The organism is Marinithermus hydrothermalis DSM 14884, from assembly GCF_000195335.1.
GTDB lineage: Bacteria > Deinococcota > Deinococci > Deinococcales > Marinithermaceae > Marinithermus > Marinithermus hydrothermalis.
Map to the genome: position 1 here is coordinate 574,225 of NC_015387.1, position 26,830 is coordinate 601,054.

Consider the following 26,830-nt stretch of genomic DNA (forward strand, 5'->3'; position numbering starts at 1 on the left):
TAATCTACCCGAGTTGGGGGGCGGAAACGGAAAGCCCCGTTATAATCCGAGGTGATGCGCACGGCCGAGATCCGCGAAAAGTACCTGAAGTTTTTCGAGAGCAAAGGGCATCTTGCGCTGCCCTCCTTTAGCTTGATTCCCGAGGACGACCCCACCCTGCTCTTCACCGTGGCGGGCATGGCGCCCTTAAAGCCCTACTTCCTCGGGGCTCGGCCGGTCTTCCCCGGCCACGAGGGCGAGCACCGCCGGGTGGTCACCTGCCAGAAGTGCTTGCGCGTGGGGGATATCGAGAACGTGGGCCGCACCGCCCGGCACAACACGTTCTTCGAGATGCTAGGGAACTTCTCCTTCGGGGATTACTTCAAGCGGGAGGCCATCCTCTGGGCCTGGGAGTTTTTAACGAGCCCCGAGTGGCTGGGGCTAGATCCCGACCGGTTGTACGTCACCGTCTTCGAGGACGACGACGAGGCCTACCGCATCTGGCGGGACGAGGTCGGGGTACCCGAGGAGCGGATCGGGCGGTTCGGGGAGGACGAGAACTTCTGGCCAGCGAACGCGATCAGCCAGGGCCCGAACGGCCCCTGCGGCCCCTGCAGCGAGATCTTCTACGACCGGGGGCCCGGGTTCGGTTCGGCGGACGAAACCGGCCCCAACACCGGCAGCGGGGACCGGTTCGTCGAGGTGTGGAACCTGGTCTTCACGCAGTACAACCGCACCGGCCCCGTGCCCGGCCCGGGGCAGCTCGAGCCTCTCCCTCAAAGGAACATCGACACCGGGATGGGCCTGTACCGCGTGGCCGCGATCCTGCAGGACGTGCAGGATTTCTACGACACCGACACCTTCCGCCCCATCATTGATCGGGTCGTGGAGCTGTCGGGCCGGCCGTACGAGGGCGCGGCCTCCGTCAGCCACCGGGTCATCGCCGACCACGTGCGCGCGGTGGTGGCGGCCCTCTCGGACGGCGCGGTCTTCTCGAACACCGGCCGCGGGTACGTGATCCGCCGCCTGCTGCGCCGCGCGGTGCGGCACGGGTACCTGCTGGGCCTGCGCGAGCCCTTCATGTACCGCCTCGCGCCCGTGGTAGCCGAGGTGCTCGGGGACTACTACCCCGAGATGCGCGATAACCTGCCCGCCACCGAAAAAGCCATCCGCCTCGAGGAGGAGCGCTTCCTCACCACGCTGGAAAGCGGCATCCGCCGCCTCGAGGACCTCCTCCAGGGCATCCCCCAAGGCGGCGTGCTTTCGGGCGAGGAGGCCTTCCGCCTCTACGACACCTACGGCTTCCCCTGGGACCTCACGGTGGAGATCGCCGCCGAGCGCGGCGTGCGGGTGGACCGGGAGGGGTTCGAGCGCGCCATGGCCCGCCAGCAGGAGCGGGCGCGTAAGGCGAGCGCGTTTACCGGGGAGGTGTTCGTCAAGAGCGCCGAGGCCCTGGACACCCTTGTCGCCGCGCGCGGCGCGACCGAGTTCACCGGGTACACCACCCTCGAGGACGAGGGGGAGGTCCTGCTCATCCTCGAGGGGGAGGCCGAGCTCGAGCGGGCCGAGGCGGGCCGGGAGGTTCAGGTGGTGCTGGACCGCACCCCCTTCTACGCCGAGGGCGGCGGGCAGATCGGGGACTTCGGGTACCTGGAGTGGGCGGGCGGACGCGCGCGTGTCGTGACCACGCGGAAAAGCCCCCAGGGGATTCACCTGCACCAGGTGCGGGTCGAGGAGGGGGTGCTCGAGCCGGGCCGTCGGGTGCGGGCGGTGGTGGACCCCGCGCGGCGCGCGACGGAACGGAACCACACCGCGACGCACCTCCTGCACGCCGCACTGCGCGCGGTGCTGGGGCCGCACGTGCGCCAGGCGGGGTCGCTCGTGGCGCCGGACCGGTTGCGTTTCGACTTCACGCACCCCGAGCCCCTGAGCCTGGAGGAGCTGGAGCGCATCGAGCGGCTGGTGAACCGCTGGGTGCAGGCCGACTTCCCCGTCACCTGGACGTACAAGCCCCTCGAGGAGGCCAAGCGCGAGGGGGCGATGGCGCTGTTTGGGGAGAAGTACGCGGACGTGGTGCGCGTGGTGAGCGTCGAGGGCAGCCCGGACGTGCGGGGGATCCTGGATGCGCCCGTGACCTCGAAGGAGCTTTGCGGCGGGTGCCACGTGCGCCGCACCGGTGAGATCGGGTACTTCGTGATCCGCAGCGAGGAGGCCTTGGCCGCGGGGGTGCGCCGGATCGAGGCCCTGACCGGCGAGGCCGCGGTCGCCTTCGCGCGCGGCTTATTGAACCGCACCCAGGCCCTCGCGCGCGAGCTCGGGACGACGGTGGAGGCGGTGCCCGAGCGCGTGCAGAAACTCCAGGAGGAGCTCAAAGCGCGCGGCCGCGAGATCGAGCGCCTCAAAGCCGAGCTGGCCCGCGCCCAGCTGGGGACGGGGGGCAAGGCCGAGGCGCGGGAGGCCGGCGGGTGGCGGTACCTCGCCGCGGAGCTGTCCGGGCTGGACATGAACGCCTTGCGGCGCGCGGCGGACGAGCTGCTGGAAGCGCGCGGGGTGGACCTGGTCGCGGTCGGCGCGGACGGCATGCTCGTCGTGAAGGTCAGCCCCGCCGCGCAGGAACGCGGCCTGGCCGCGGGGCGGGTGATGAAAGCCCTGGCCGAAGCTGCGGGCGGGCGCGGCGGCGGCCGGGAGGCGCTCGCGCAGGGGGGCGGGTTCGACTTGAAACGCGCGTTCGCCGCGCTCGAGGAGGTGCTGCGGAGCCAGTCATGAAGGTCGTGGCGCTCGACGTGGGGGACGCGCGGATCGGCCTGGCCGCGGGGGATACCGAGACCCGCTTCGCCTTCGGCCGCGGGTACCTGCAACGGACGAGCCTCGAGGCGGACGTGCAAGCCGTGGCCGCCTTCGCCGCGCGGGAGGGCGCGCAGCGGGTGGTGGTCGGCCTGCCCCTCCGCACCGACGGCAGCTTGAGCGCCCAGGCCGAGAAGGTGCTGCGGCTGGTGGAGGCGCTGCGCCGGGCGGGCCTTGTGGTCGAGACGGTGGATGAGCGCTACACCACCCAGCTCGCCCAGGCCCGCGTGCGCGCCTTGCCTAAGCGGAAGCGCCGGGAGAAGGGTCGGTTGGACGAGGCCGCCGCGGTGGCCATCCTCGAGACCTACCTGGGCGGCCCTCTCGCTTTGGGCTGCGAGCCGTGATGCGCGATCCCCGCTTGCCGTACCCCGTGTACCCGGCCCTGCCCGCCCCGGGCAGGGGACAACCTCCCCCGCGAGGACGGCGCTTATGGGTGGCGGGGCTAGCAGCGGCCGTGTTCCTGCTTGGGCTGGGGGCGCTGGGGTACGGGTACTTCCTGCTCGGACCGACCGGCGTCACGGCCGTGGTGCGGATCCCGAGGGGCGCGGGCGCGTACCAGGTGGCTGAGGTGCTGGAGGCGGCGGGCCTCGTGCGCGACGCGACCGCCTTCGCCCTGTACGCCCGCGCTACCGGAAAGGCTGGCGCGCTCCGGAGCGGCGTGTATCGCCTCGAGGGGCGGGGCGTGCCCCAGTTGCTCGAGGACCTGAGTGGGAGGCAAGCGCCCTTGGCGGCGCGCCTCACGTTCCCCGAGGGGTGGCGCGCTGTGGAGTACGCGGCGCGCCTCGAGGCGAACGGGTTTGACGGGCGGGCGTACCTCGAGCGGGTGCGCGACCCGCCCGCGGAGCTCACCCCCGAGTATGTGGAAGGCCCCACGCTGGAGGGGTACCTCTTTCCCGCGACGTACACCATCCCGCTGGATGCGACCCCGGAGGAGATCCTCCGGATGATGCTCGAGCGCTTCGAGCAGGAGCTCACACCGGAACGACGGGCGCGGCTTGCGGAATTGGGGTTGAGCGTGCACGCCTGGGTGACCCTCGCGTCGATCGTGCAGGCCGAGGCGGGCAGTGTTGAGGAGATGCCGTATATCGCCGGGGTGTTCCTCAACCGCTTGGATGCGGGGCTACCCTTGCAGTCCGACCCGACCGTAGCGTACGCCTTGGGCAAGCGCCTCCCGGAGCTGGACCGGTTCGCGGGGGATTTCGAGGTGGACTCGCCATACAACACCTACAAGCGCGTGGGCCTGCCTCCCGGCCCGATCAACAACCCAGGGCGGGCCGCGCTGGAGGCGGTCTTAAACGCCAAGCGCTTTTCTCCGGCCGGGAAACCGTACCTGTTCTTCTTCCACGCGCGGGGCGAACTGTACCTGAACGAGGATTTCGGGGGGCATCTGCGCGACCTCAACCGCTACCGTTACGCTCCATGAGCACCAGGGGGTTGCCGCCAGGGTCGGTGTACCCTGCGAGCCGGCCCCACGCCACTTCCCGCACCCAGCCAGGTTCGAGGCCGTGCTCCTGGAGGCGCTCGAGTTCGCGGAACACCGCGGGGACGCGCAGCAGTAAAGCGGCGCGGGCCTCGTTCGCGAGCGGAGGGGTGAGCGCGAGGCGGGGGGCTTTGGGGGTGGGTGCGAGCTCGCTCCAGGGGAGGCGCGCATCCGCGAACCGCTCCGGCCACCCCAGCGCGCGCGCGTACCAGTGGGTGCTCGCGCGCACGTTTCCGACCGGGTAGAGCACGGCGTGCACCGTCGCCTGCCCTACAGCGCGAGGCGCGGCGGGGGCGGGGGCATAGAGCAGGAGGTTACCGTCAGGGTCCCGGATCCACCCGCGAGCCCCCTGTAGGACCGCGACGGCCCCTAAGGGGAGGGGGGCCTGCACCAGCTCGAGGCGGGCACCGCTTCGAGGCACGACCCGCGCGCGGCTGGCCTCGAGCTCGCTTAAGGCGAACCCAAGGGCCTGGTAGAACCCCACGGAGGCCTCGAGGTCTGGAGTGGGGAGGCGTACGGTGTGGAGGAGCATGGCCTCATTATCGCTTGTGCCACCAGGCCCACCCCGCTGCGACCAGGAGGAGGGTGACCCAGGGGGTGGCCCTTAACCCGAACGCGTCCGCGACCGCGCCAGCCAGGAGGCCGCCGAGCGCGAGGGCGAGGGCCAGCATGGCCTCGAAGGCCCCGGTGGCTTCGGCTCGAGCCTCGGGGTAACGGCGGTAGAGGAGTTCGAGGGTGGCGATCTGGAAGGCGGGGTAGAGCGGGATGGCGAAGAGAACGGCCGTGACGTAGGGGTGGGGCCAGAGGGCGATGAGGAGGTAGAGCGCGAGGTAGCCGTGCAGCACCCACCCCAGCGCGCGCGGTGCGCCGAACCGCTCCACCCAGCGGCCGTACGCGGGGGAGGTGAGCATGCCGAGGAAGGTAACCACGGTGAGGGAGTACCCCACGAGCGCGGCCGGCCCTTGGAGACCCTCGGTCAGGTACACGCTGTAGAGGCTGAAGAACGCCTCGCCGCCCAGGACGACGAGGAAGGCGGGGGCGAGGAGGGACGGGACGCCGGGGGGAAGGCCGCGGCGGGGCCGGGTGGGGGGCGGGAGGGTAGAGGGCAGGGGGAGGAGGACCGCGAGGGCGGCGAGGGTGCCGACCGCGGTAGCGAGGGGTAGGAACCCTACCCGCTCGAAGAACAGTCCGCCCAAGAGGCTGCCGAGCATCCACCCCGCGGACTGCACCGCGAAGTACCGGCCCAGCGCCTGGGGGCCGTGCTGCCCGATCAGGGTCTTGAGGCCCGGCTGAAAGGCCGCTTGCAGGCTGGAGAATAGGGCGAGGACCGCGAGGAAGGCGAGGGGGTCCTCGAGGCGCGGCAGCACCCATAGGTTCGCCGCGTACCCCGCGAGCCCCAACCGCACGAGGCGTGTGAGGTGCGCGCGTCCCCAGAGCGCCCAGCGGGGCGCGAGGAGGAAGGTGAGGGTTGCGGGGATCCATACCACGCTCGTGCTGTAACGGGCCTCGCGGGTCAGCTCGAAGAGGTAGAGGGGGGCGTAGATCACCAGCAGCGCGAACGCGGTCGCTTCGATGAAGGCCAGCACGAACAAGGCGCGCACCCCCTCATGCTACAGGGGCTTGCTTACAATGGGAAGTAGAAGCAGGGAGAGGGGAGTGATGCGGGGGATGGACGTCCCGGTATTTACCTTCTACGGTCGCGTTCCGGAAGGGTTGCAGGAGTTTGTGGAGGGCGTGCAGGCCGCGCTCGAGGCGCGCGGGTACCGGTACGACGCGCAAGCGGAGGCTCCGCGACTCGTGCTGAACCTGATTACCCCGGAGGACCCGAGGCCCTACCGCCGCAAGGCCCAGGCCACCTTCGTGATCTCGCTGATGCGCCTGGATCGCGTGCCTGAACCGGCCATCCAGCGCTTGTACCCGTACCTGGTACGGGCGCTGTCCAACATGCTGATCGTGTACACACCCGGCCAGGGCGCGCGCTTTTTTACCCTCGAGCTCGGGCACTACATTGAACCCGAAGGGGCAGCGTTCTACGAGCGGGTCGCGGATCGGATCGATCCCATCGCGCGTTCCGTGCTCGTGATCAACAACCGTTTCGAGGCGGACCTCGAGCCCGAGTTGTGGCAGGGGGACGCGTTGACGGCCGCGCTGCGGGAGGCGGGTCGGCGGCTCGCGGCGTGGGACCTGCTCCCGGCCCCCTTCCCCATCGAGGAGATCCTTCCCCCTGAGGACCTGCGGCACGTGAAGCGGCTGTACGGGATCGGGGGGCTTTCCTACGGGAACCTCTCGGTGCGCAAGGACGCGCAGCGGTTTTGGATGTCCGCCTCGGGGGTGGACAAGAGCAACCTCCGCGAGATCGGCCGGGACATCCTGATGGTGAAGGGGTACGACCCCGAGGCGAACACCATGGTGCTCTCGGTTCCGCCGGGGGTGCGGCCCCGCCGGGTCTCGGTGGACGCGATCGAGCACTGGATGATCTACCGCGCGCATCCCGAGGTCGGCGCGATCATTCACGTGCACGCCTGGATGGACGGCGTGCCCTCCACGCAGTTCAACTACCCGTGCGGGACCTACCAGCTCGCCGAGGCCGTGGCGGAGAAGATGCGCGCAGCGCCGGACCCCGCCTGCGCGGTGGTGGGCCTCAAAAACCACGGCCTCACCATCACCGGACGCACCCTGGAGGAGATCCTCGAGCGCATCGAGGGACGGTTGGTGCGCCAGGTGCCGATGACGTAGGCTTGGGGTGATGGTGCACACGCCGCCCCTCACCCAGGTGGGCGCCCGCGCGCCGGCGGAGCGCCGGGTCTGGATGCGGGCCGTGCAGTACCGGCCCTCCATCCCACGGTTTGTGCTCGCGCGCCTGCTCGGCAAGCGGTTCCCCGTGACCGCCCTGCCCCTCAGGCTCGAGCGCGTTCCCGCGCCGGAGCCGCCCGCGGGGTGGGTGCGGGTGCGGGTGCGGCTGGCGGGCGTGTGCGGTTCGGACCTGGCGCTTTTATACGGAAAGAACTCCCCTAGGCTCTCTCCGTTCTTTTCCTTCCCGGCGGTGCTAGGACACGAGATCCTCGGCGAGGTGGCCGGGAGCCGCGTGGTGGTGAACCCGTTGCTCGCCTGCCGCGAGCGGGGCCTCGAGCCGTGCCCGGCTTGCCGTGAGGGGGAGGAGGGGCGGTGCGTGAACGTGGCGCGAGGCGCGCTCGCGCCGGGCATGCTGGGGTTTCACCGCGAGCTTCCGGGGGGTTGGTCGGAGATGGTGGTGGCGCACCCGGCCCGGTTGTACCCGGTGCCGGACAGGGTGCCGGACGAACGAGCGGTCTTCGCGGAGCCTTTCGCGGTGGTGGTGCGGGGGGTGCGCCTCGCGTTCGAGGGCGGGTTCCCGCGCCGGGTGCTCATGGTGGGAGCGGGCACGATCGGGTTGCTTGCGGTGCGGGCGCTGCGTTTGCTGGGGTTTACGGGGGAGGTGCACGTGATCGCGCGGCGGCCGCACCAGGCCGAGTTCGCTCGCCGGATGGGCGCGGACCGGGTGCACGCGGGGCTCGCGGAGGCCGCGCAGGCCGGGGGGAGCGAACGCTACCGCGCGGTCTTCGGGTACACAGCCTGGCGCGGCGGGTTCGACGCGGTGGTGGACGCGGCGGGGAGCGCCTCGAGCCTCGAACAGGCCTCCTGGATGGTACGGGAAGGCGGGACGATCCTCCTCTTGGGCGCGCCGGGGGTGATGGTACACGATTTCGCGCCGTACTGGTTCCGCGAGGTGCGGCTCGTGGGGAGTTACGTGTACGCCGCGCGGGATTTTCGGGACGCGGTGGAGATGCTCGTGGAGGCCGAGGGGCTCGAGGTCTTGTTGACGCACACCTTTCCCCTCCACGCCTGGCCCGAAGCGCTCCGCACCGCGGTGCGGCACCGGGGGGTGAAGGTGGCCTTTGCGCCGGGGGGCGCGCGTAGACGGGTTATGCTCTAGGGGAGCCGGTACAGCCGTCCTATACTGATAGGCAAGATGCCCGAGCAAGCCAGCGCGTTTCCCGGATGGACGGCGCGCGCCTGGGGGGTGGTCCTTGGAGGCGCTGCGCTCTATAGCGCGTTGTTCTACCTGACCTACCCGTTTTGGGGGCGGGGCCTGGCGCCCTTCTCCGCGCTGTGGGTCCTGGCGGCGGGGTGGAGCTTCGGACCGCGCGGCGGCATCATGGCGGGGTTCATGATCCTGCCCTGGCACCTCGCCCTCTTTAGTTGGGTGCGCGATCCCGGTCCGGCCTACCCCGCCCTCCTCCCCGCTACCCTGCTCGGCGTTATCCTTGGGGGAGGCACGGGGTGGGCCCGCCTCCTTCTCGAGCGCGCGCGGGCGGCGGAGGCCCGCTACCAACGGTTGCTCTACCACCTCCCGGTGGGGGTGGGGGTGCACGACGGAGCGCGCCTCCTGTACGCCAACCCCGAGCTGGCCCGCATCCTCGGCGCGCCCACCCCCAAAGCCCTCGTCGGACGGCCCCTGACCGAGTTCATACCGGAGGCGTACCGTCCCCAGATGCAGCGGCGGTTGGAGGCCCTGCGTTCCGGGCGCACCGCCGTGGTCTCCGCCACCTACCGCCTGCGCCGCCTCGACGGGACCCTCATTCCCGCGGAGGTCAGCGGGCAGCGCGTGCCCTTCGGGCATACGGAGGCCTACCAGGTCGTGGTGCGCGACCTGAGCGAGGAAACGGCCCTACGGACCCGGCTCGAGCACCTCACCTACCGGGACGCGGTCACCGGCCTGCCCAACCGAAACTACCTCAAGCTCACCGCGCGCCAGGTCCTCGAGCAGGCCCAGCGCCGCGGTTGGGTGGTCGCGGCGATCTTGATCGATCTGAACGGGTTTCACTCCATCAACGAGGGATTTGGCGTGCACGTGGGGGACCGGGTCCTACGGGCGGTGGCCGAGGCCCTCCAAGCCACGGTGCGCGCGGAGGACCTCGTGGCGCACCTCGGTGCGGACGAGTTCCTCGTCCTCGCGCAGGACTGCACGCCGGAGACGGCGCTGCGCCTCGTCCAGCGGTACCTCACCGCCCTCGAGGGGCCCTACACCGTTGACGGGCACCGGGCGTACGTGACCGCCACGGCCGGGGTCGCCCTCTACCCTGAGCACGGCACAGCCCTCGACGCCCTGCTCGCCGCGGCGAGCGCCGCACTGCGCGAGGCGCGCGGCCAAGGCGTGCCCGTGCGCCTGCACACCCCCGCGCAAGGCGGTTCTCCCGCGCCCGAGCGGCTCGAGCTCGAGATCGAACTGCGCCAGGCCATGGCCGCCCGCGCGCTGGAGCTGCACTACCAGCCCATCCGCAACCTGCGCACGGGCCGGATCGCGGGGGCCGAGGCCCTCGTGCGCTGGCCGCACCCCGAGCGCGGCTGGATTCCCCCCGGGGCGTTCATTCCCCTCGCGGAGGAGCGCGGCCTGATGCCCGAGCTGGACCGGTACGTGCTCCGCCGGGCCCTGGCCGAGATGGCGCGCGTGCCCGGGTGGTGCGCGGTCAACCTCTCCCCCCAGACCCTGCACGACCCTGGCTTCGTGCCTTTCATCCGGGAAGCCCTCGAGGTGTCCCGTGTGCCCCCGGGCCGGTTGGTCCTCGAGATCACGGAGCGGATGCTGGCCGACCCAGAACGCATCCTGCCCGTCCTTCAGGCGATTAAGGAGCTCGGGGTAGGCCTCGCGGTGGACGACTTCGGCACCGGGTACAGCTCCCTCACCTATCTGCGCCTCTTCCCCCTCGATCACCTCAAGCTCGACCAGCGCTTCACCCACGGGTTGACCCGCAGCACCCAGGACACGGCGCTCGTGGAGGGCATCCTCGACCTCGCCCGGCGGTTGGGGATCGAGGTCATCGCGGAAGGCGTCGAGACCCCCGAGCAGCTCGAGTGGCTCAAGGCTCACGCCTGCGATTACGCCCAGGGGTACCTGATCGCGCGGCCCGGCCCGTTGGAGGCCCTCGACGCCCTCGCGCGTCGGGAAGGCTCGTGATCACGCCTGCACCGGCGTTTGCCGGAGACGATAGCGCTGCACCAGGTACACCAGGGCGATCAGCGCGAAGCCGACGAGGTCGGTAGTGAGTCCAGGCCGCAACAACAGGAAGGCCGCGGCGATCAAGGGAAGGCGCTCGAGCCAGCTCATGCGGGTGAGGAGGAACCCCTGGGTGCCCGCCACGAAGGCCAGCATGCCCACCAGCGCGGTGGCCACCACCCCGGCCGCGTGCCATGCGCTTTGGATGTTGAGGAGCAGGAGTTCAGGGTTAAAGATAAAGATAAAGGGCAGGATCGCGGTGCGCATGTCGTAGATGAACCCCTGAATCCCGGTCTTGATGGGGTTGGAGCGGGCGATGGCCGCCGCGGCGTACGCGGCGAGCCCCACGGGGGGCGTGTCGTCCGCGAGGATCCCGAAGTAGAAGACGAACAAGTGGATTGCGACCAGGGGGATCTCCACCCCGGCGTTTTGGGCCAGGTCCCGGATCACCGGAACCACGAGCGCGGCCATCACGATGTAGTTCGCGGTGGTGGGCAGGCCGAGGCCCAGGATGAGGGAGGCGATCGCGGCCAGGATGAGCACGATGACGATGTTCCCGCCGGAGAGCGCCTGGACGATGTCGGTCAGGCCGAAGCCGAGTCCGGTTAGGGTAACGACCCCCACGATGATCCCCGCCGCGGCGGTCGCGATCGCGATCGAGGTCATGTTGCGGGCCCCGGTCTCGAACCCGTTGATGATCTCGATCAGGCCCGTGCGGAGCCCCTGCCAGGGGCCGCGCCCGCTCCGCCAGGCGCGCCACACCTCCTGCACCAGGATCAGCCCGATCAACAGGAACATCGCGTTCAAGGCGCTGCGTTCCGGCGTGTGGCGCAGGCCGATCAGCTCGTACATCAGCCAGGCGACCGGGATCAGGTAGTGCAGCCCTGAGAAGAAGGTGGGCCAAAACGGCGGCAGTTCCTCCTTCGGCAACCCCTTAAGCCCCAGCTTGAGGGCCTCGAGGTGCACCACGTAGAGGAGACCGATGTAGGAGAGCAGGGCGGGGATCAGGGCGTAGAGGATGAGGTCGGCGTAGGGGATCTGCAAGAACTCCGCCATGATGAAGGCCGCGGCCCCCATGATGGGCGGCATCAGCTGGCCGTTGGTGGATGCGCCGACCTCGGTCGCGCCGGCTTTCTCCGGTGGGTACCCCACGCGGCGCATCAGGGGGATGGTGAAGGTGCCGGTGGTGACCACGTTCGCGATCGAGGAGCCGGAGATCACCCCAGTGAGGAGGCTACCCACGACCGCGGCCTTCGCGGGCCCGCCCCGGAAGGTGCCGAGGGCGCTATAGGCGAGGTCCACGAAGTACTTTCCGGCGCCCGCGCGGTCGAGGAGCGCGCCGAACAGGACGAAGAGGAAGACGAACGTCGCCGAGACGCGGATGGGGGTGCCCCAGATGCCCTCCGAGGTCAGGTAGAGCTGCCCGATGATCTGCCGGAGGCCGTACCCGTTGTGCAGGTACAGGACGTCCGGAGGGGTGATGGGGATGATCCCCGCTGGGCCCATCGCGGCGTACAGGAGTAGCACGCTCGCGATGATCGGCAGGGCCCAGCCCACCACGCGCACCGCGGCGATGAACAGGGTGAGGAGCGTGAGCACGCCCATCACCACGTCCCGCGGCACCGGCACCCCGCCCTGGAGGACCACGATGGTGTAGAAGTTCACCACGACGTAGAGCGCACCGGCCACGGAAAGCCCGGCGAGCACCCAGTCCAGCCAGGGAATGCGGTCCTTGGGGCCGCGCTTGGAAGGGTAGGCCAAAAAGGCCAGCGCGAACGCGAAGGCCAGGTGCATCGGGCCGAGGCGCTCAGGCTCGAGGGAGCCCAGCCAGATCGCCCACACCTGGAAGAGGCTCCATAGAACCGCGATCCCGAAGATCAACCAGCGCTGCCAGACGGCCCGCGGGTTGCGCGCGCCGTACTCCACCTCCTGCATTAACTCGACGGCTTTCTGGTTGTGCGTCTCACTCATGCGTCTACCTCGCCTCAGGCTGGGTTTTCCTACAGCGTACGGGAACGCCCGCATGCGGCGAGAGGCGGGCGCCTACACGAAAAAACCCGGCCCCGGCCGGGGCCGGGTCGGCACGCTTTAGTTTACTCCTCCGGCGGGAGCAGGCGCTCGGGCACCGGGATGCCGACCTCCTGGTAGAAGCGCACCGCGCCCGGGTGGAGCGGGATCGGCATGCCGTCGAGGGCTTTCTCCAGCGTGAAGAACTCCCGCAGGTTCGGGTTCTGGATGTTGTAGAACTCCTCGAGCTTCTCCTGGAAGAGAAGCTTGGTGATCCGGTACACCACGTCCTCCGGCAGGTCCGCGGAGGCCGCCAGCGTGGCCTTCACGGTGACGGTGGGCACCGAGACGTCAATCCCCTGGTACACACCGCCCGGAATGATGACCTGCGCGTAGAAGGGGTACTGTTCCTTCAGCTTGTTGATCGTGTCCAGATCCAGCGCGAGGACCTCGATGTCCGTGGTCAGGGCCGCCTGCTGGATCGCCGCGGAGCCGATCCCCACGGTGTAGAACATCGCGTCGAGGCGGCCGTCCTGGAGCAGCTGGACCGCCTGGCCCGCGCGGCCGCGCACCTGCTGGCCGAGGTCGTCAAAGGTCAGGCCGTAGGCCTCGAGGATCTGCTTGGCGTTTTGCTCCACGCCCGAGCCCACGTCACCGACGTACACGCGCTTGCCCTTGAAGTCCGCGACGGAGCGGATGCCCGAGTCCGCCCGCGCGAGGATGTGGACCGGTTCGGGGTAGAGGGTGGCGATGCCGCGCAGCTTGGTCGCGGGGTTGTTCTTGCAGGCCTCGACGACCGTCCCGGTGTAGCAGTAGAAGGCGATGTCGTTCTGGATTAGGGTCATCTGAAGCTCGCCGCTTTGGATCGCGCCCGCGTTGAAGACGCTGCCGCCAGTGGAGCGGCCGTTGGCCCGCACCCCGATGTCCGCGTCGTTGATGATCTTGGCGATGCCCACCGCGGTGGGGAAGTACAACCCGGTCGTGGATCCCGAACCAATCGTGATAAAGGTGCGTTGCGCCAGGGCCCCGGCCCCAAGCGCCAGGCCCAGCAATGCCGCTAGCACGAACTTGCCGTGTTTCATGCGTTCACCTCCAAGGCAGATAGGTGCCTTACTCAAGGTAGCCTGAACCCATCCCCTCTGTCAACAAAGCATTTTGTTTCCTACAAACACTTCACCCGCGTTTTGGAGCGTGGAAGGAACGAGGTAGTTGCAATGGCGGACCGGCTGCGGAATCATGAAGGTAACGGAGCACCCATGAACCGGCAGCGCATCATCGACGCGATCGCCCTGGCCCAGCGGATCGTACGGCACCACCTCGCGGTGCAGCCGGGGGAGAACGTCCTCATCGTGGCCGACCCGGAGACCGAGACGGACATCTACCTGGCCCTAGCCGGATCGGTACAGGCTGTCGGCGCGGAGTACACCGTGGCCCTGATGCCCACCCGGGGCCAGGAGCGCGCCACACGCCTCACGCGCCCCATCGAGCGGGCCCTCGAGGAGGTGGACGTCCTCATCGGGGTGACGCGCGCCTCCGGCGCGCCGACCTACGCCCCGCGCGTCGCCGAACTCCTCGCCCAGCGCCGGATCCGTGCGCTCTCCATGGTGATGCGGGATCTGGACAACTACCTCAAAGGCGCCGCGACCGCAGACTACGAGGCCCTCGAGGCCCTAGGGCAGCGGGTGGCGCAGCTGTGGAGCCAAGCCGAGGAGATCCGCATCCAGACCCGAGCGGGCACCGACTTCCGCGCCGGCGTGACCAAGGAACCCGTGATGGGGCAGGTGGTGATCGTGGAGTGCGGCCTGGCGCGCGAACCGGGGCGTGAAGCGGCCTTCTCCGATGGGGAGGTCTCCCAACGGCCCCGGACGGGCACGTCCCAGGGCGTGCTCGTCGTGGACGGGCCCGTCGCGGGGCTGAAGGGCATGGACCCCTTCATCCTCGAGGTCGAGGCGGGACGCGTGGTGCGCCTCGAGGGCGGCGGCCATCGGGTGCGCCAGCTCGAGGCGGTCTTCCGCAGCCTGCCCTGCGCGCGGCACATCGCCGAGGTCGGGATCGGCCTCAACCCCAACGCCTTGCGGAACGGGGACTTCGAGGAGGAGAAAAAGGCCCTTGGCAACGTGCACGTGGCGCTGGGGAGCGACCTCTTTTACGGGGGGACGCACGAGTGCGGCCTGCACTGGGACATGGTCCTTTACGACGCGAGCGTGTGGCTGGACGACCTCCTGCTCTTTAAGGATGGCAAACTGATGATTGATGAAACCGCTTGAAGGCATCCGCGTGCTGGACCTGTCCCGCATCCTGGCGGGCCCCGTGTGCACCCAGATCCTCGCGGACCTCGGCGCGGAGGTGTGGAAGCTCGAGTCGCCCTGGGGGGACGACACCCGCCGCTGGGGGCCGCCGTTTCAGGAAGGGGAGAGCGCGTACTACCTCTCGGCGAACCGCGGGAAGAAGAGCGTCGCGGTCAACCTCAAGGACCCCCGCGGCCAGGCGCTCGTCCGTGAGCTCGCGGCCCGGGCGGACGTGCTGGTGGAGAACTTCAAGGCGGGGACGCTCGCGCGCTACGGTCTGGACTACGCGAGCCTCGCGCCCCTGAACCCCGGCCTCGTCTACTGCTCGATCACCGGGTTCGGGCAGACCGGCCCCCGCGCCCAGGAGCCCGGGTACGACGTGGCCCTTCAGGGCATCACGGGCATCATGAGCATCACGGGCGAGCCAGACGGCCCGCCCGTGAAGGTCGGGGTGGCCTGGATCGACGTGCTCACCGGGCTCTACGCCGCGATCGGCATCCTCACGGCCTTATGGGAGCGGGCCTCGAGCGGGAAGGGACAGTACATCGACCTCGCGTTGTTTGACGTGGGCCTCGCGAGCCTGGTGAACCAGGCCCAGGCCTACCTCATGACCGGGGAGGTGCCCGGCCGGTTGGGGAGCGCCCACCCGCAGATCGTGCCGTACCAGGCCTTCCAGGCCCAGGACAAGTGGTTCATCCTCGCGGTAGGGAACGACGAGCAGTACCGCCGCATGACCGAGGCGATCCAGCACCCGGAGCTCTGGGAGGACCCGCGCTTTCAAACCAACGCGGGCCGGGTCGCACACCGCGAGGCGCTTGTCGGGCGCCTGGCCGCCATCTTCCGCACGCGCCCTCGGCAGGCGTGGCTCGAGGTCTTCCACCAGGCCGGGGTGCCGGCCACGCCGGTGAACGACCTGGCCGAGGCTTTCGCGGACCCGCAGGCCGCGGCGCGCGGGGTGCTGTGGCGGGTGGCGCACCCCACGCTGGGGGCGTTGCCCCTTGTGGCGAACCCCCTGCAGTTCATGAGCCGCACCCCGGCAGCCCCCGCGGGGCCCCCGCCGCTCCTTGGGGAGCACACCCGCCAGGTGCTCGGAGCGGTGCTGGGCGTGGAGGAGGCCGAGCTCGAGCGGCTCGAGCGGGACGGTGTAATCCGCTCGCGAGCGTGAGAGACTTTAATCGAAGCTTAATCTTGGCCTCAAGATAAAGGTTTCTTTAGGAGGCTTTAAATTTCGCCCTGCCTCCCTTTCCCTAGGCTGGGGGTGGATTGGAAAGGAGGTAGGGTTATGCAAGCGAAGAACCTGGTTTTAGGTGCGGTGTTGGCGGGTGTATTGGCGGCTTGTGGGACGAACGCGCCGACGGCGAACCTGCCGGACGAGGACGCGGTGGCCGAGGCGCTTTCCGTGGAGGAGGGGCTGGACTCGGCGCTCCTCGAGGATCTCCCGGTGGGGTCGGGCGGCCTCGCGGTGCAGTCCGTGGCGGACCAGGAGGTCCAGGCTACGGCGAACGACTGGGGGTTGCCGCCGGTCGTGGGGCGCGTCCTGCGCGCCTGGGGGGTGCACCTGCCCCCGAAGGACGCGAGCGGGACCTGCGTGATTGACGTGAGCGCGCCGCCCGTGGACGACGACGGGGACGGGGTGGTGGACGCGGCCTCCGCGAGCTTCGACTGCTCCGGCACCATGACCCCCGAGGCGCATCAGGTGGACCAGGAGATTGACTTCACGGTGAGCGGCGTGATCGACTTCACCGACAAGACCGGAGACCACACCGGGTTCACCCTCACCCTGACGGACTTCGTCGTCTCCCTCTCCGGCACCCGGAACGGCCACGCGGTCACCCGGACCCGCACCGTGAACGGCACGGTGGACCTTAGCGGCTCGGCGGACACCGGCTGGACCTGGAACCGGGATCTGGACCTCTCCGTCGTGATCACCGTGGACGGCGCGGTGCACAGCGAGACCACGGTCGCCTCGAGCAAGACCAAGACCTACACCCCGGACGACCCCAACCAGCCGGGCGCGGCGGGCACGGTCACGGTGAACGGCACGACCACGATCACCCGCAACGGCGAGACCCAGGAGCTCACCGTGACCAGCTCGACCGAGCCGCCGCTCCACTGGAGCCGAGAGTGCGCCCGGAGCCTGTATCAGATCTTCAAGGAGCGCCGCTTCGGCGGGTTCGACGCCGGCTGGATCCGGCACGAGAACCTCACGACCGGCGCGTTCTTCCAGGTGACCTACAACGCCTGCGGTGACGTGACGATCAAGAAAAGCCTCTAAAGACCCTAAGTCAGGCGGGGCGGCCTAAAGCCGCCCCGCCCGCGGTGTTACGCCTCCTCGGGGAAGGCCTCGAGGAGCGCCTTTGCCAAAGCCTCGCCGGGCGTGGCCCCCTCGCCCCGGTGGGCCTCGGTTTCCTTCTCGAGCCAGACCGCGCCCTGGTTGAACAACACGCCGCGGTACCCCCGCCGGAAGGCCTCCTCGATCAGCTGGCCTAAGGAGCGGGCCTCGAGGCCGCGCGCGGTGAGGGCCTCGGCCAGGGGGGCGGGGAGGTCCGGGTCGAATCCCTTGCGCGCCGCGAGGGCCTGGTAGGGGCCTTCGCGGAGTTCCATCGTGCCGCCTTCGGCGAAGTACCGGTCCAGAACGCGGTACCAGTCGCCCTTGCGGGTGATGGGGCGCATCGCCGCGTACGCTTCGTCCAACTCCTCGGGGGTGTACGCGCGGTAGCGGTTCTCGTGCACCACCAGCGCGCGCGGCAGGCGGGGGCGGGGGGCGGGGTCCTCGTCGGGGACGCCCACGCACAGGCCGGCCACGGGAATCACGCCTTCCGGCAGATCCACGAGGGCGCTGATCTCCCGGATCCCGTTCAGCACCCCGCCGATCCAGCAGATCCCGTACCCGAGCGCTTCGGCCATGGTGGCGAGGGCGCTGCCGGCCAGGACCGCGTCCACGATGGCGAAGTGGGCCGCGGTGCGCGGCCAGCGACCGAACCTTCCGCCCCGGTGCTCCACGAGCCGCCGGAGCCGCCACACGTCCGCGAGGAGCAGGAAGAACTCCGCGGCGCTCTCGATGTGCTCCTGGTCCCCGGAGAGGTGCGCGATCCGCTTGCGGAGCTCGGGATCCGTGACGCGCAGGATCGAGTACATCTGCGCGGTGGCGTCCGTCGGAGCCCGCTGCGCGGCGTACAGGATCTTCTCCAGGTCGTCTTCCGGGATGGGTTCGCGCTTGAACTTACGGATGGAACGCCGGGTTTGGTAGAGGCGGTACAGGTCCATATCTGGATTTTAAAGACCCCGTGCTTGCCGAATGAAAAAGGACAAACGCCCTCCGGAACGCCCCAGGAAATCCGGTATAATCGGTCCAAATCCAGGGGGATACAGGGGGTGACGATGCCGATTCGTGTAGCGGTACCCAAGGAGGTGGCCCCTGGGGAGCGCCGAGTGGCCCTGGTGCCTGAGGTCGTGGGCCGCTTGGCGGGAAAGGGGTACCAGGTCCAGGTTGAGCAGGGCGCTGGCGCGGCGGCCGATTACCCGGACGCCGCGTACGCCGCGGCCGGGGCTCAGGTGGTGGCGGACCCCTACGCCGAAGCGCAGGTGGTCCTCAAGGTGCAGCCGCCCACCCTCGAGGAGCTCGAGCGGATCCCGCCGGGGGCCGTGGTGGTCGGGTTTATGCACCCGCACCGCTACCCGGACCGCGTGGCGCGCATGCGCGAACGCCGGGTGAACGCTTTCGCCATCGAGCTGATTCCCCGGATCACGCGCGCCCAGCCCATGGACGCCCTTTCCTCCCAGGCCACCGTCGCAGGCTACAAGGCGGCCCTGGTGGCCGCGAACCTTACGCGCCGCTTCTTCCCCATGCTCACCACCGCGGCCGGCACGATCCGACCAGCGCAGGTCCTTGTGCTGGGGGCTGGCGTGGCGGGGTTGCAGGCCATCGCCACCGCCCGCCGGCTTGGCGCGGTGGTCGAGGCCTACGACGTGCGTCGCGCCGCGGGGGAGCAGGTGCGGAGCCTCGGGGCGAAGTTCCTCGAGCTGCCCCTCGACGCCGAGGCCGAGGGCGGGTACGCCCGCGAGCTGACCGAGGAGGAGAAGGCCCGCGAGCGCGAGATGCTCGCGGAAGCGGTGGCCCGCGCGGACGCGGTCATCACCACCGCGCAGGTTCCCGGCCGTCCGGCCCCGCTCCTCGTGACGGAAGCGATGGTGGCCCGCATGAAGCCCGGCGCGGTGATCGTGGATCTGGCGGCCGAGTCCGGCGGGAACTGCGCCCTCACCCGGCCGGGCGAGGTCCTGGAGCACGGGGGGGTCACGATCTACGGGCCGCTCAATCTCCCGAGCGAGCTCGCGGTGCACGCGAGCGAGATGTACGCCAAGAATCTCTACCACTTCCTCGAGCTCCTCACCCAGGGAGGGGAGCGGCTCGAGCCCGACTGGGGGGATGAGATCCTGGCGAAAAGCGCGTTGGTGTGGGCCGGGGAGATCCGGCACGGTCCGACCCGGGAGCGGGTGGAAGGGAGTGCGGGATGAGCGAGTTCTGGGCCGCGCTGTACATCGTGCTGCTCGCGGGGTTCACGGGGTACGAGGTGATCCGCCGGGTTCCGGTGATCCTGCACACGCCGCTCATGAGCGGATCGAACTTCATTCACGGGATCGTGCTGGTGGGCGCGATGGTGGTGCTGGGATACGCGGACACCCCCGCGGAGCGGGCGATCGGCTTTTTGGGGGTGCTGCTCGGGGCCGCGAACGCCGCGGGAGGGTACGCGGTCACCGCGCGCATGCTGGAGATGTTCGAGCGGCGAAAGGAGGGGTAGCGTGCCGAACCTGATCGAGGCCGTGTACTTCCTCACCGCGTTTTTGTTCATCATGGGCCTGCGGCGGATGAGCCACCCGGCCACGGCCCGCCAAGGCATCGTGTGGGCGGGGGTGGCCATGCTGCTCGCCGTGGCCGTGACCTTTTTGTGGCCGGGGCTGCGCAATCACGGCTTGATGCTTTTAGCGATCGCGATCGGTGGGGGGGTGGCCTGGGTGCTCGCGGGGCGCGTGGCGATGACGGACATGCCCCAGATGGTCGCCGTGTACAACGGCATGGGGGGCGGAGCGGCCGGCGCGATCGCCGCGGTGGAGTTACTGCGGGGCGAGGTGGTCGGGCTGGGGTTCGTGGCCCTCGCGGTGCTTGGGGGCCTGATCGGCGCGGTTTCCTTCAGCGGGTCGCTCATCGCCTTCGCGAAGCTTCAGCGCCTGTTGCGCGAGCGCCCGATCGTCTTCCCCGCGCAGCAGGGCGTGAACCTCACGGTGCTGGCCGGCGCGCTCCTGCTGGGCGCGCTTCTGCTCGGCACGCCCTCCCCGGCCACCATCGGCCTGTTCTTCCTGGCCGCGCTGGCCTTCGGGGTGCTGATGACCCTGCCGATCGGCGGGGCGGACATGCCGGTCGTCATCTCCCTCTATAACGCCCTCACCGGCCTGGCCGTGGCCTTCGAGGGGTTCGCCATCAACAACATGGCGATGATCGTGGCGGGCACGGTGGTGGGCGCGGCCGGTACCCTCCTCACCCAGCTGATGGCCAAGGCGATGAACCGCTCCCTCGCGAACGTGTTGTTCGGCGCGTTCGGCGCGGAGGAGGAGTCCGCGGGCGCGGTGCAGGGAAGCCTCAAGCCCATCGACGCGGAAGACGCCGCGATCATGCTGGCCTACGCGAACAAGGTCATCATCGTGCCCGGGTACGGGATGGCCGTAGCGCAGGCCCAGCACAAGCTCAAAGAGCTCATGGACCTCCTCGAGGCGCGGGGGGTGGAGGTGAAGTTCGCGATCCACCCGGTCGCGGGACGCATGCCGGGGCACATGAACGTCCTGCTCGCTGAGGCCGGGGTGCCGTACGAGCGGCTGTACGACCTGGAGGAGATCAACCCAGAGTTCGCCACCGCGGACGTGGCGCTCGTGATCGGCGCGAACGACGTGGTGAACCCCGCGGCGCGCCGGCCGGGCACGCCGCTGTACGGGATGCCCATCCTGGACGTGGACCAGGCCAAGAACGTTCTAGTCGTCAAGCGCGGCCGGGGCAAGGGGTTCGCGGGGATCGAGAACGAGCTCTTCTACATGGACCACACCCGCATGCTCTACGGGGACGCGCAAGCGGTCGTGAACCGCCTGGTGCAGGAACTCAAGCAGGTGTACGCGGCCTAACGCGGATTGTTTCCCGCGGGGACCAACGGCTCCCCGCGGGTGGTGTAGTGTATATGTGGTGCGCTTGCGGGTGTCTGCGGCGTTCGGAATGAACAGGAGGAGAAGAAAGGGGAAGGTCAGATGGAGGAGATGATCGCGCGGCGGGCTGCCCTCAGCCCGGAGGAACAACGCCTCCTCGAACGCATCGAGGACCAAGAGTGGCTCGAGTCGCTCGAGTACGTGCTCGAAAGCGCGGGGCCGGAACGCACGCGGGCCCTCCTAGAGTTACTGGAGCGCCACGCGTTGCGCCACGGGGTCGCGCTCCCCTTCGTGGGGAACACCCCCCTCACGAACACGATCCCCGCCGAGCAGGAGATGCCCTACCCGGGGGACCTCGAGCTCGAAGCGCGCATCCGCAACCTGATCCGCTGGAACGCGGTCGCGATGGTGGTCCGGGCGAACAAGCACTCGGACGGGATCGGCGGCCACCTGGCCACCTACGCCTCGGCCGCGGAATTGTTCGAGGTGGGGTTCAACCACTTCTTCCGCGGCCGCGAGAAGGGGTTCGACCGCGACCTCGTCTACATCCAGGGGCACGCCTCCCCGGGGATCTACGCCCGCGCTTTTTTGGAAGGCCGCTTAAGCGAGGCCCAGCTCCGCAACTTCCGGCGCGAGCTTAAGCCGGAAGGGGGGCTTGCGAGCTACCCGCACCCGTGGCTGATGCCGGAGTTCTGGGAGTACCCCACCGTCTCGATGGGCCTCGGGCCGATCATGTCCATCTACCAGGCCCGCTTCATGCGTTACCTGGAGCACCGCGGCCTAAAACCCAAGTCCAGCGCGAAGGTCTGGGCTTTCATCGGGGACGGCGAGACCGACGAGCCCGAGATCCTAGGGGCGCTGCGCGTCGCCGCGCGCGAACGGCTCGACAACCTGATCTGGGTGGTGAACTGCAACCTGCAGCGCCTCGACGGCCCGGTCTACGGGAACGGGCAGGTCGTGCAGGAGCTCGAGCGCATCTTCCGCGGCGCGGGCTGGAACGTGATCAAGGTCGCGTGGGGGCGGCGCTGGGACGCCTTGCTCGCCCGGGACACCGAGGGCCGGCTCTTGAAGCGCTTCGCCGAGACGGTGGACGGCTGGTGGCAGAAGTACGTCGCGGAGGGGCCCAGGTTCTTCCGCGAACACTTCTTCGGCGCGGACCCCAAGCTCGCCGAGCTTGTGCAGGACCTCTCCGACGCGGACCTCGAGGCCCTCTTGCGCGACCGGGGCGGGCACGACCCCACCAAGGTGTACGCCGCGTACCGCGCGGCCGTGGAGCACCGGGGCCAGCCCACCGTGATCCTCGCGCACACGATCAAGGGGTACGGCCTCGGGGCCGTGGCCGAGGCGCGCAACGTCGCGCACCAGGTGAAGAAGCTCGATACGAGCGCTTTGCGCGAGTTCCGTGACCGCCTCCAGATCCCCGTGCCGGACGAGGCTTTGGAGGAGGTGCCCTTCTACCGGCCGGACCCGGACAGCCCCGAGATCCGCTACCTGCGCGAACGGCGCGCGGCGTTGGGTGGGTTCGTGCCCAAGCGCGAGGTGAAGGCCGAACCCCTCCCGGTCCCGGAGGAGGCCTTCTTTGAGGAGTTCTACAAGGGCACCGGGGGGCGGCCGGTTTCCACCACGATGGCGCTGGTGCGGATCATCGCGAAGCTGTTGCGGCACAAGGAACTCGGCCGGCGCGTGGTGCCCATCATTCCGGACGAGGGACGCACCTTCGGGATGGAGGCCCTTGTTGCTCAGGTCGGGATCTACTCGCCGGTGGGCCAGCGCTACGAACCGCCGGACGCGGGCTCGCTCCTCGTGTACAAGGAGGCCCAAGACGGCCAGATCCTCGAGGAGGGGATCACCGAGGCGGGCGCGATGAGCTCGTTTATCGCGGCGGGCACCGCGCACACGAACTACGGCATCCCCATGATCCCCTTCTACATCTACTACTCCATGTTCGGTTTCCAGCGCGTGGGGGACCTCATCTGGGCCGCGGGTGACAGCCGCGCGCGTGGGTTCCTCATCGGCGCGACGGCCGGCCGCACCACCCTCGCCGGGGAGGGGCTGCAGCACCAGGACGGGCACAGCCACGTCGCCGCCCTCACCGTCCCGAACCTCGTGGCCTACGACCCGGCCTTCGCCTACGAGATCGCCGTTATCATCCAGGACGGGCTCCGGCGCATGTACCACGAGGGCGAGGATGTCTTCTACTACATCACCGTGGGCAACGAGAACTACGCCCAGCCCGAGATGCCCGAACCGCGGGAGACAGTCAAGGAAGGCATCCTCAAGGGCCTCTACAAGCTGCGCGCCTCGAACCTCGCGGACGCCAAGCACCGCGCGCAGCTGTTCGGCAGCGGCGCGATCCTGAACGAGGTGTTGAAGGCCCAGGAGCTGCTCGAGGCCTACGGGGTCGCGGCGGACGTGTGGAGCGTCACCAGCTACAAGAACCTCTACCGCGACGCGGTGGAGACCGATCGCTGGAACCGGCTCCACCCCACCGAAGCGCCGCGCCTGCCGTACGCGGCCCAGGTGCTCAAGGACGCGCCCGGGGTGTTCGTGGCCGCCTCGGACTACATGAAGCTCTTGCCCGACGCCCTCTCCGGGTACCTGCCCAAGCGCATGCACGCGCTGGGTACCGATGGGTTCGGGCGCAGCGAGGCCCGGGCCGAGCTCCGGGATCACTTCGAGGTGGACGCGCGGCACATCACGGTCGCGACCCTGGCGGCCCTGGCGCGCGAAGGGGAACTCGACCCCAAGGTAGTGGAGCAAGCCATTCAGAAGCTGGGTGTTGATCCGGAAAAGCCCGACCCGGTCAAGCTGTGAGGAAAGGAGCGAAGCGTGGCAACGGAGGTCAAGCTTCCCGAGCTGGGCGATAACATCGAGTCGGCCCTAGTGGTGAGTGTTTTGGTGAAGGAAGGGGACCGGATCCAGCCGGGTGCGGCGGTCCTCGAGCTCGAGACCGACAAGGCCACCCTCGAGGTGCCCGCCTCGGCGGGCGGCGTGGTGCAGCGCGTGCTGGTCAAGGAGGGGGACGAAGTCCGGGTGGGGCAGGCCATCCTGGTGCTCGAGGAGGCCGCGGATGCCCCGGCGGAGGCCGCGGCCGAGCCGGCGTCGGAACCGGAACCGGCGCCTGAGCCAGAGGCGGTGGCGGCCCCGGCGAGCGCGGCGGAGTCCAAGCCGTCCGTGCCGGCTTCGGCCCCCGCCCCGCAGGAGCGGCGCCTGATCCCGGCCGCGCCCTCGATCCGCCGCCTGGCGCGCGAACTGGGGGTGGACATCCACCGGATCGAGGGGACCGGAATCGCGGGCCGCATCACCGAGGAGGACGTGCGCCGCGCGGCGGGCCAGGCCCCCGCTCCGGCCCCGGCCGGCGTGCCGCTTGAAGCTCCGCCCCTGCCGGACTTCAGCAAGTGGGGCGAGGTCGAGCGCGAGCCCATGAGCGGCGTGCGGCGCGCCACGGTGCGGCAGATGAGCCTGGCCTGGGCCCAGGTCCCGATGGTCACGCACTTCGACCGGGCGGACATCACCGAGCTCGAGGCGCTGCGCAAGCGGTACCAGAAGAAGGCCGAGGCCGTGGGGGCGCGCCTTACGATGACCGCGATCATCCTGAAGGTGGTCGCGCAGGCCTTGAAGAAGTTCCCCAAGTTCAACGCCAGCATCGACGTCGCGGCGAACGAGATCATCTACAAGAAGTACGTGCACATCGGCGTGGCCGTGGACACCCCGGCCGGGCTGTTGGTGCCCGTGATCCGCGACGTAGACCAGAAGAACATCCTCCAGATCGCCAAAGAGCTCGGTGAGGTCGCGGAGAAGGCCCGCAACCGCAAGCTCAAACCGGAGGAGATGCAAGGCGGTACCTTCAGCGTCTCGAACCTGGGCGGGATCGGCGGGACGGGGTTCACCCCGATCGTGAACACCCCCGAGGTCGCGATTCTGGGGGTGGCGCGCAGCAGCATCGAGCCCGTGTGGAACGAGGAGACCGGGACCTTCGAGCCGCGGCGCATCCTTCCCTTGGCCGTGACCTACGACCATCGCTTGATCGACGGGGCGGACGCCGCGCGGTTCTTGCGCTGGGTGTGCGAGGCGCTCGAGACGCCGTTCCTGCTGCCGCTTGAGGGATAGGCGCGCCGGGCTGGGTCTCGTGGGGAGGGCCTCAGGCCCTCCCGTTTTCATTACCGGACACCCACGGCGTGCGCCATAAGCTTAAGGTACTCGCTCAGGACCGCGCGTTGCCCTTCGGGGGTGGTCCACCAGGCTTCGGGGGGTGCCCCGCCCTCCGCAGGGCGCACGCGCACCGTGATCCCTGAGCCCTGAAAGGCGCGGCGGAAGAGGAGGCGGGCGCGGCGGGTGTGGTACGCGTCGGTGACCACGATGAGGGAGGTCCAGCCCCGTCCCTCGAGGAAGGCCCGCGCGTTTTGGGCCTCCGCGTAGGTGGTGCGCGCGTACCCCGGAACGACCCGGATCCGCTCCGGGTTCAGCCCGGCCTGAAGCGCGACGGCCTGGACCTGCGCGACGTACCGTGCGCGCGCGCCGGGCTCCGCCAGCGGGATCTGGGTGATGAGGAGGACCTCGGCGTACCCCGCCCGCACCAGCCGGGCGGCCGCAGCTGCCCGGTGCTGCGCCCCGGCGAGCGGCAGCACGGCCTGGGCGGGCTCGAGGGGATCCGCGACGACCAGGTACCCCCCGAGGCCCGGCAGCCACAGCACGCGGCCGGCCCAAAGCCCCACGGCGGCGAGAAGCGCGAGCCAAACGAGCCGCTTGGGGACTAAAGCACGGGAAAAACCGGAGTTCATGGGGTGCACCTTTACCCTACCCCGGCCCGCCGCGCCGCTTCGTAAGGCGGGCACCTCCGGGTGTGGGGCGTTACCGAAACCCAAGGGCGGCGGCCCTAGCCTGAGGGGAACGCGAGGGGAGGTGCGGCGTGAGGTGCGTGGGACTCGGGCTGACGTTTGTGCTGGGGGTGGCGTGGGCGCAAGGGGCGGTGCCGCCCTTGGACACCTCGAAGCACCTGGTGCCCTTGGAGGAGATTTACTTCGATACCTTCAACCCCCTAACCGGTGCGGTGCCCTTGAGCGAGGCCTCCCCGGAACTCATCCGGAGGCTGCGCGACGCGATCCCCCCGCTCAACCACCCGAGGTACGAGCCCGCGGACGCGGCGGAGGCTTGGCTGCGCGCGGACGACCTCGTGCTGGGGTACGCCGCAGGGGGCGGGGCGTGGGCCTACCCGGTCCGCATCCTGAACTTCCACGAGATCGTGAACGACACACTCGCGGGGGAACCGGTCCTGGTCTCGTACTGCCCCTTGTGCTTCAGCGGGATCGTGTACAGCCGCCGCTTCGAGGGCCGGGTGCTTCGCTTCGGGAACACCAGCGCCCTGTACGAGTCGGACCTGGTGATGCTGGATTACGAGACCGGCAGCTACTGGTGGCAGGTGGCGGGACGGGCCATCGTGGGGCCCCTCACCGGAGCGCGCCTTACGCCGCTCCCTAGCATGATGGCGACCTGGGCGGCCTGGCGTGCCCTGCACCCGGACACCCTCGTGCTCTCGCGCGGCACCGGGTTCAACCGACCCTACGACCGGGACCCCTTCGCGAACTACACGGACTTCGTGAACAGCGGTCGCTTTCCCTTCCCTGTGAGCGACGCCTCCCGGGACCCACGCCTCTTGCCGGCGACGGTGGTCCTCGCGGTCAAGGTGGGGGACGCGGCCCGCGCCTATCCGATCGAGGCCCTAGGGCGCCGGGCGATCCAGGAGGTGCTGGACGGTCAAGCGATCGTGGTCTTCATCGACGCCGAAGCCCGCACCGGTGGGGCGTACCGGCCGGTCGTGGAGGGACGGCGGCTGCACTTTACCCTCGAGGACGGGCGGTTCCGCGACCAGGAAACCCAAAGCACCTGGAACCTCGCCGGGCGGGCGGTGGATGGGCCGCTTGAAGGCCATCGCCTCGAGGCCCTCCCCACCCGCACCGCGTTCTGGTTTGCGGTGGTCGCGGCCGAACCCCGGATCACCGTGTACGCGCCGGACGCGAACGAACTCCCGTAGAA

The 26,830-nt window shown here is 69.6% G+C and carries 21 protein-coding genes; 15 read left to right on the top strand and 6 right to left on the bottom strand.

What is annotated here, in order from left to right; genetic code table 11:
* Window positions 1–54: 54 nt before the first annotated feature.
* Genes alaS through mltG form a run of 3 tightly spaced genes read left to right on the top strand, consistent with a single transcriptional unit; the run spans window position 55 to window position 4,246 of the window.
* Entirely contained in the window at window positions 55–2,745 is a 2,691-nt protein-coding gene (gene alaS, locus MARKY_RS03060; protein ID WP_013703402.1) for an alanine--tRNA ligase, read from the top strand.
* Window positions 2,742–3,167, top strand: coding sequence for a Holliday junction resolvase RuvX (gene ruvX, locus MARKY_RS03065; protein WP_013703403.1), 426 nt, complete (start codon window positions 2,742–2,744; stop codon window positions 3,165–3,167). The genes alaS and ruvX overlap by 4 nt, the downstream gene beginning before the upstream one ends.
* Entirely contained in the window at window positions 3,167–4,246 is a 1,080-nt protein-coding gene (gene mltG, locus MARKY_RS03070) for an endolytic transglycosylase MltG (RefSeq protein ID WP_013703404.1), read from the top strand. Before ruvX ends, mltG begins: the two co-directional genes overlap by 1 nt.
* Here the strand turns inward: mltG and MARKY_RS03075 are convergent.
* A complete protein-coding gene (locus MARKY_RS03075; RefSeq protein WP_013703405.1) occupies window positions 4,221–4,835 on the bottom strand; it encodes a VOC family protein in 615 nt (204 codons plus the stop codon). The two genes, mltG and MARKY_RS03075, sit on opposite strands and share 26 nt — an antisense overlap.
* Window positions 4,836–4,842: 7 nt before the next feature.
* Window positions 4,843–5,904, bottom strand: coding sequence for an MFS transporter (locus MARKY_RS03080; protein ID WP_041657793.1), 1,062 nt, complete (start codon window positions 5,902–5,904; stop codon window positions 4,843–4,845).
* A gap of 58 nt (window positions 5,905–5,962) precedes the next feature.
* Between MARKY_RS03080 and MARKY_RS03085 the strand changes: the two genes are divergently transcribed.
* From MARKY_RS03085 to MARKY_RS03095, 3 genes are all read left to right on the top strand, one after another.
* Window positions 5,963–7,039, top strand: coding sequence for a class II aldolase/adducin family protein (locus tag MARKY_RS03085; protein WP_013703407.1), 1,077 nt, complete (start codon window positions 5,963–5,965; stop codon window positions 7,037–7,039).
* Between the two features lie 73 nt (window positions 7,040–7,112).
* Window positions 7,113–8,255 carry a zinc-dependent alcohol dehydrogenase gene (locus MARKY_RS03090; protein ID WP_041658247.1) on the top strand — a complete coding sequence of 381 codons (1,143 nt, stop codon included), beginning with the start codon at window positions 7,113–7,115 and terminating at the stop codon, window positions 8,253–8,255.
* A gap of 36 nt (window positions 8,256–8,291) precedes the next feature.
* On the top strand, window positions 8,292–10,277 hold the full coding sequence (locus MARKY_RS03095; protein WP_013703409.1) for a putative bifunctional diguanylate cyclase/phosphodiesterase: 1,986 nt from the start codon (window positions 8,292–8,294) through the stop codon (window positions 10,275–10,277).
* Here MARKY_RS03095 and MARKY_RS03100 read toward each other — a convergent pair whose 3' ends face one another.
* Window positions 10,278–12,287: a TRAP transporter permease gene (locus MARKY_RS03100; RefSeq protein ID WP_013703410.1), complete on the bottom strand. Its 2,010-nt coding sequence runs from the start codon at window positions 12,285–12,287 to the stop codon at window positions 10,278–10,280.
* Window positions 12,288–12,409: 122 nt separating this feature from the next.
* On the bottom strand, window positions 12,410–13,405 hold the full coding sequence (locus MARKY_RS03105; protein ID WP_013703411.1) for a TAXI family TRAP transporter solute-binding subunit: 996 nt from the start codon (window positions 13,403–13,405) through the stop codon (window positions 12,410–12,412).
* 174 nt (window positions 13,406–13,579) lie between these two features.
* Here MARKY_RS03105 and MARKY_RS03110 point away from each other — a divergent pair, with 174 nt between their 5' ends.
* The 3 genes from MARKY_RS03110 (at window position 13,580) to MARKY_RS12205 (ending at window position 16,886) form a co-directional block, all read left to right on the top strand.
* On the top strand, window positions 13,580–14,590 hold the full coding sequence (locus MARKY_RS03110; RefSeq protein ID WP_013703412.1) for an aminopeptidase: 1,011 nt from the start codon (window positions 13,580–13,582) through the stop codon (window positions 14,588–14,590).
* Entirely contained in the window at window positions 14,577–15,776 is a 1,200-nt protein-coding gene (locus MARKY_RS03115) for a CaiB/BaiF CoA transferase family protein (protein WP_013703413.1), read from the top strand. The genes MARKY_RS03110 and MARKY_RS03115 overlap by 14 nt, the downstream gene beginning before the upstream one ends.
* Before the next feature lie 117 nt (window positions 15,777–15,893).
* Window positions 15,894–16,886 carry a hypothetical protein gene (locus MARKY_RS12205; protein ID WP_013703414.1) on the top strand — a complete coding sequence of 331 codons (993 nt, stop codon included), beginning with the start codon at window positions 15,894–15,896 and terminating at the stop codon, window positions 16,884–16,886.
* A 47-nt stretch (window positions 16,887–16,933) separates the two neighbouring features.
* On the opposite strand, the gene MARKY_RS03125 is transcribed toward MARKY_RS12205, so the two are convergent.
* Complete coding sequence (locus MARKY_RS03125) at window positions 16,934–17,878, bottom strand: nitroreductase family protein (protein WP_013703415.1); 945 nt, start codon at window positions 17,876–17,878, stop codon at window positions 16,934–16,936.
* 114 nt (window positions 17,879–17,992) lie between these two features.
* On the opposite strand from MARKY_RS03125, the gene MARKY_RS03130 reads away from it, so the two are divergent.
* The 5 genes from MARKY_RS03130 to aceF all read left to right on the top strand — a co-directional run bounded on the left by MARKY_RS03130 (window position 17,993) and on the right by aceF (window position 24,907).
* On the top strand, window positions 17,993–19,126 hold the full coding sequence (locus MARKY_RS03130) for a Re/Si-specific NAD(P)(+) transhydrogenase subunit alpha (protein ID WP_013703416.1): 1,134 nt from the start codon (window positions 17,993–17,995) through the stop codon (window positions 19,124–19,126).
* Complete coding sequence (locus MARKY_RS03135) at window positions 19,123–19,410, top strand: NAD(P) transhydrogenase subunit alpha part 2 (RefSeq protein ID WP_013703417.1); 288 nt, start codon at window positions 19,123–19,125, stop codon at window positions 19,408–19,410. The genes MARKY_RS03130 and MARKY_RS03135 overlap by 4 nt, the downstream gene beginning before the upstream one ends.
* A 1-nt stretch (window position 19,411) precedes the next feature.
* Window positions 19,412–20,779: an NAD(P)(+) transhydrogenase (Re/Si-specific) subunit beta gene (locus MARKY_RS03140; RefSeq protein ID WP_013703418.1), complete on the top strand. Its 1,368-nt coding sequence runs from the start codon at window positions 19,412–19,414 to the stop codon at window positions 20,777–20,779.
* A gap of 129 nt (window positions 20,780–20,908) precedes the next feature.
* The gene (aceE, locus tag MARKY_RS03145) at window positions 20,909–23,611 is read left to right on the top strand and encodes a pyruvate dehydrogenase (acetyl-transferring), homodimeric type (RefSeq protein ID WP_013703419.1); all 2,703 of its coding nucleotides are present in this window, start codon (window positions 20,909–20,911) and stop codon (window positions 23,609–23,611) included.
* Window positions 23,612–23,626: 15 nt separating this feature from the next.
* Window positions 23,627–24,907 (top strand): dihydrolipoyllysine-residue acetyltransferase, encoded by a 1,281-nt coding sequence (aceF, locus tag MARKY_RS03150; RefSeq protein ID WP_013703420.1) that lies wholly within the window; start codon window positions 23,627–23,629, stop codon window positions 24,905–24,907.
* A 50-nt stretch (window positions 24,908–24,957) separates the two neighbouring features.
* Here the strand turns inward: aceF and MARKY_RS03155 are convergent, their stop codons facing one another.
* Window positions 24,958–25,578, bottom strand: coding sequence for a YdcF family protein (locus MARKY_RS03155; protein ID WP_013703421.1), 621 nt, complete (start codon window positions 25,576–25,578; stop codon window positions 24,958–24,960).
* A 128-nt stretch (window positions 25,579–25,706) separates the two neighbouring features.
* Between MARKY_RS03155 and MARKY_RS03160 the strand changes: the two genes are divergently transcribed.
* Window positions 25,707–26,828 (top strand): DUF3179 domain-containing protein, encoded by a 1,122-nt coding sequence (locus MARKY_RS03160; protein ID WP_013703422.1) that lies wholly within the window; start codon window positions 25,707–25,709, stop codon window positions 26,826–26,828.
* Window positions 26,829–26,830 lie beyond the last annotated feature (2 nt).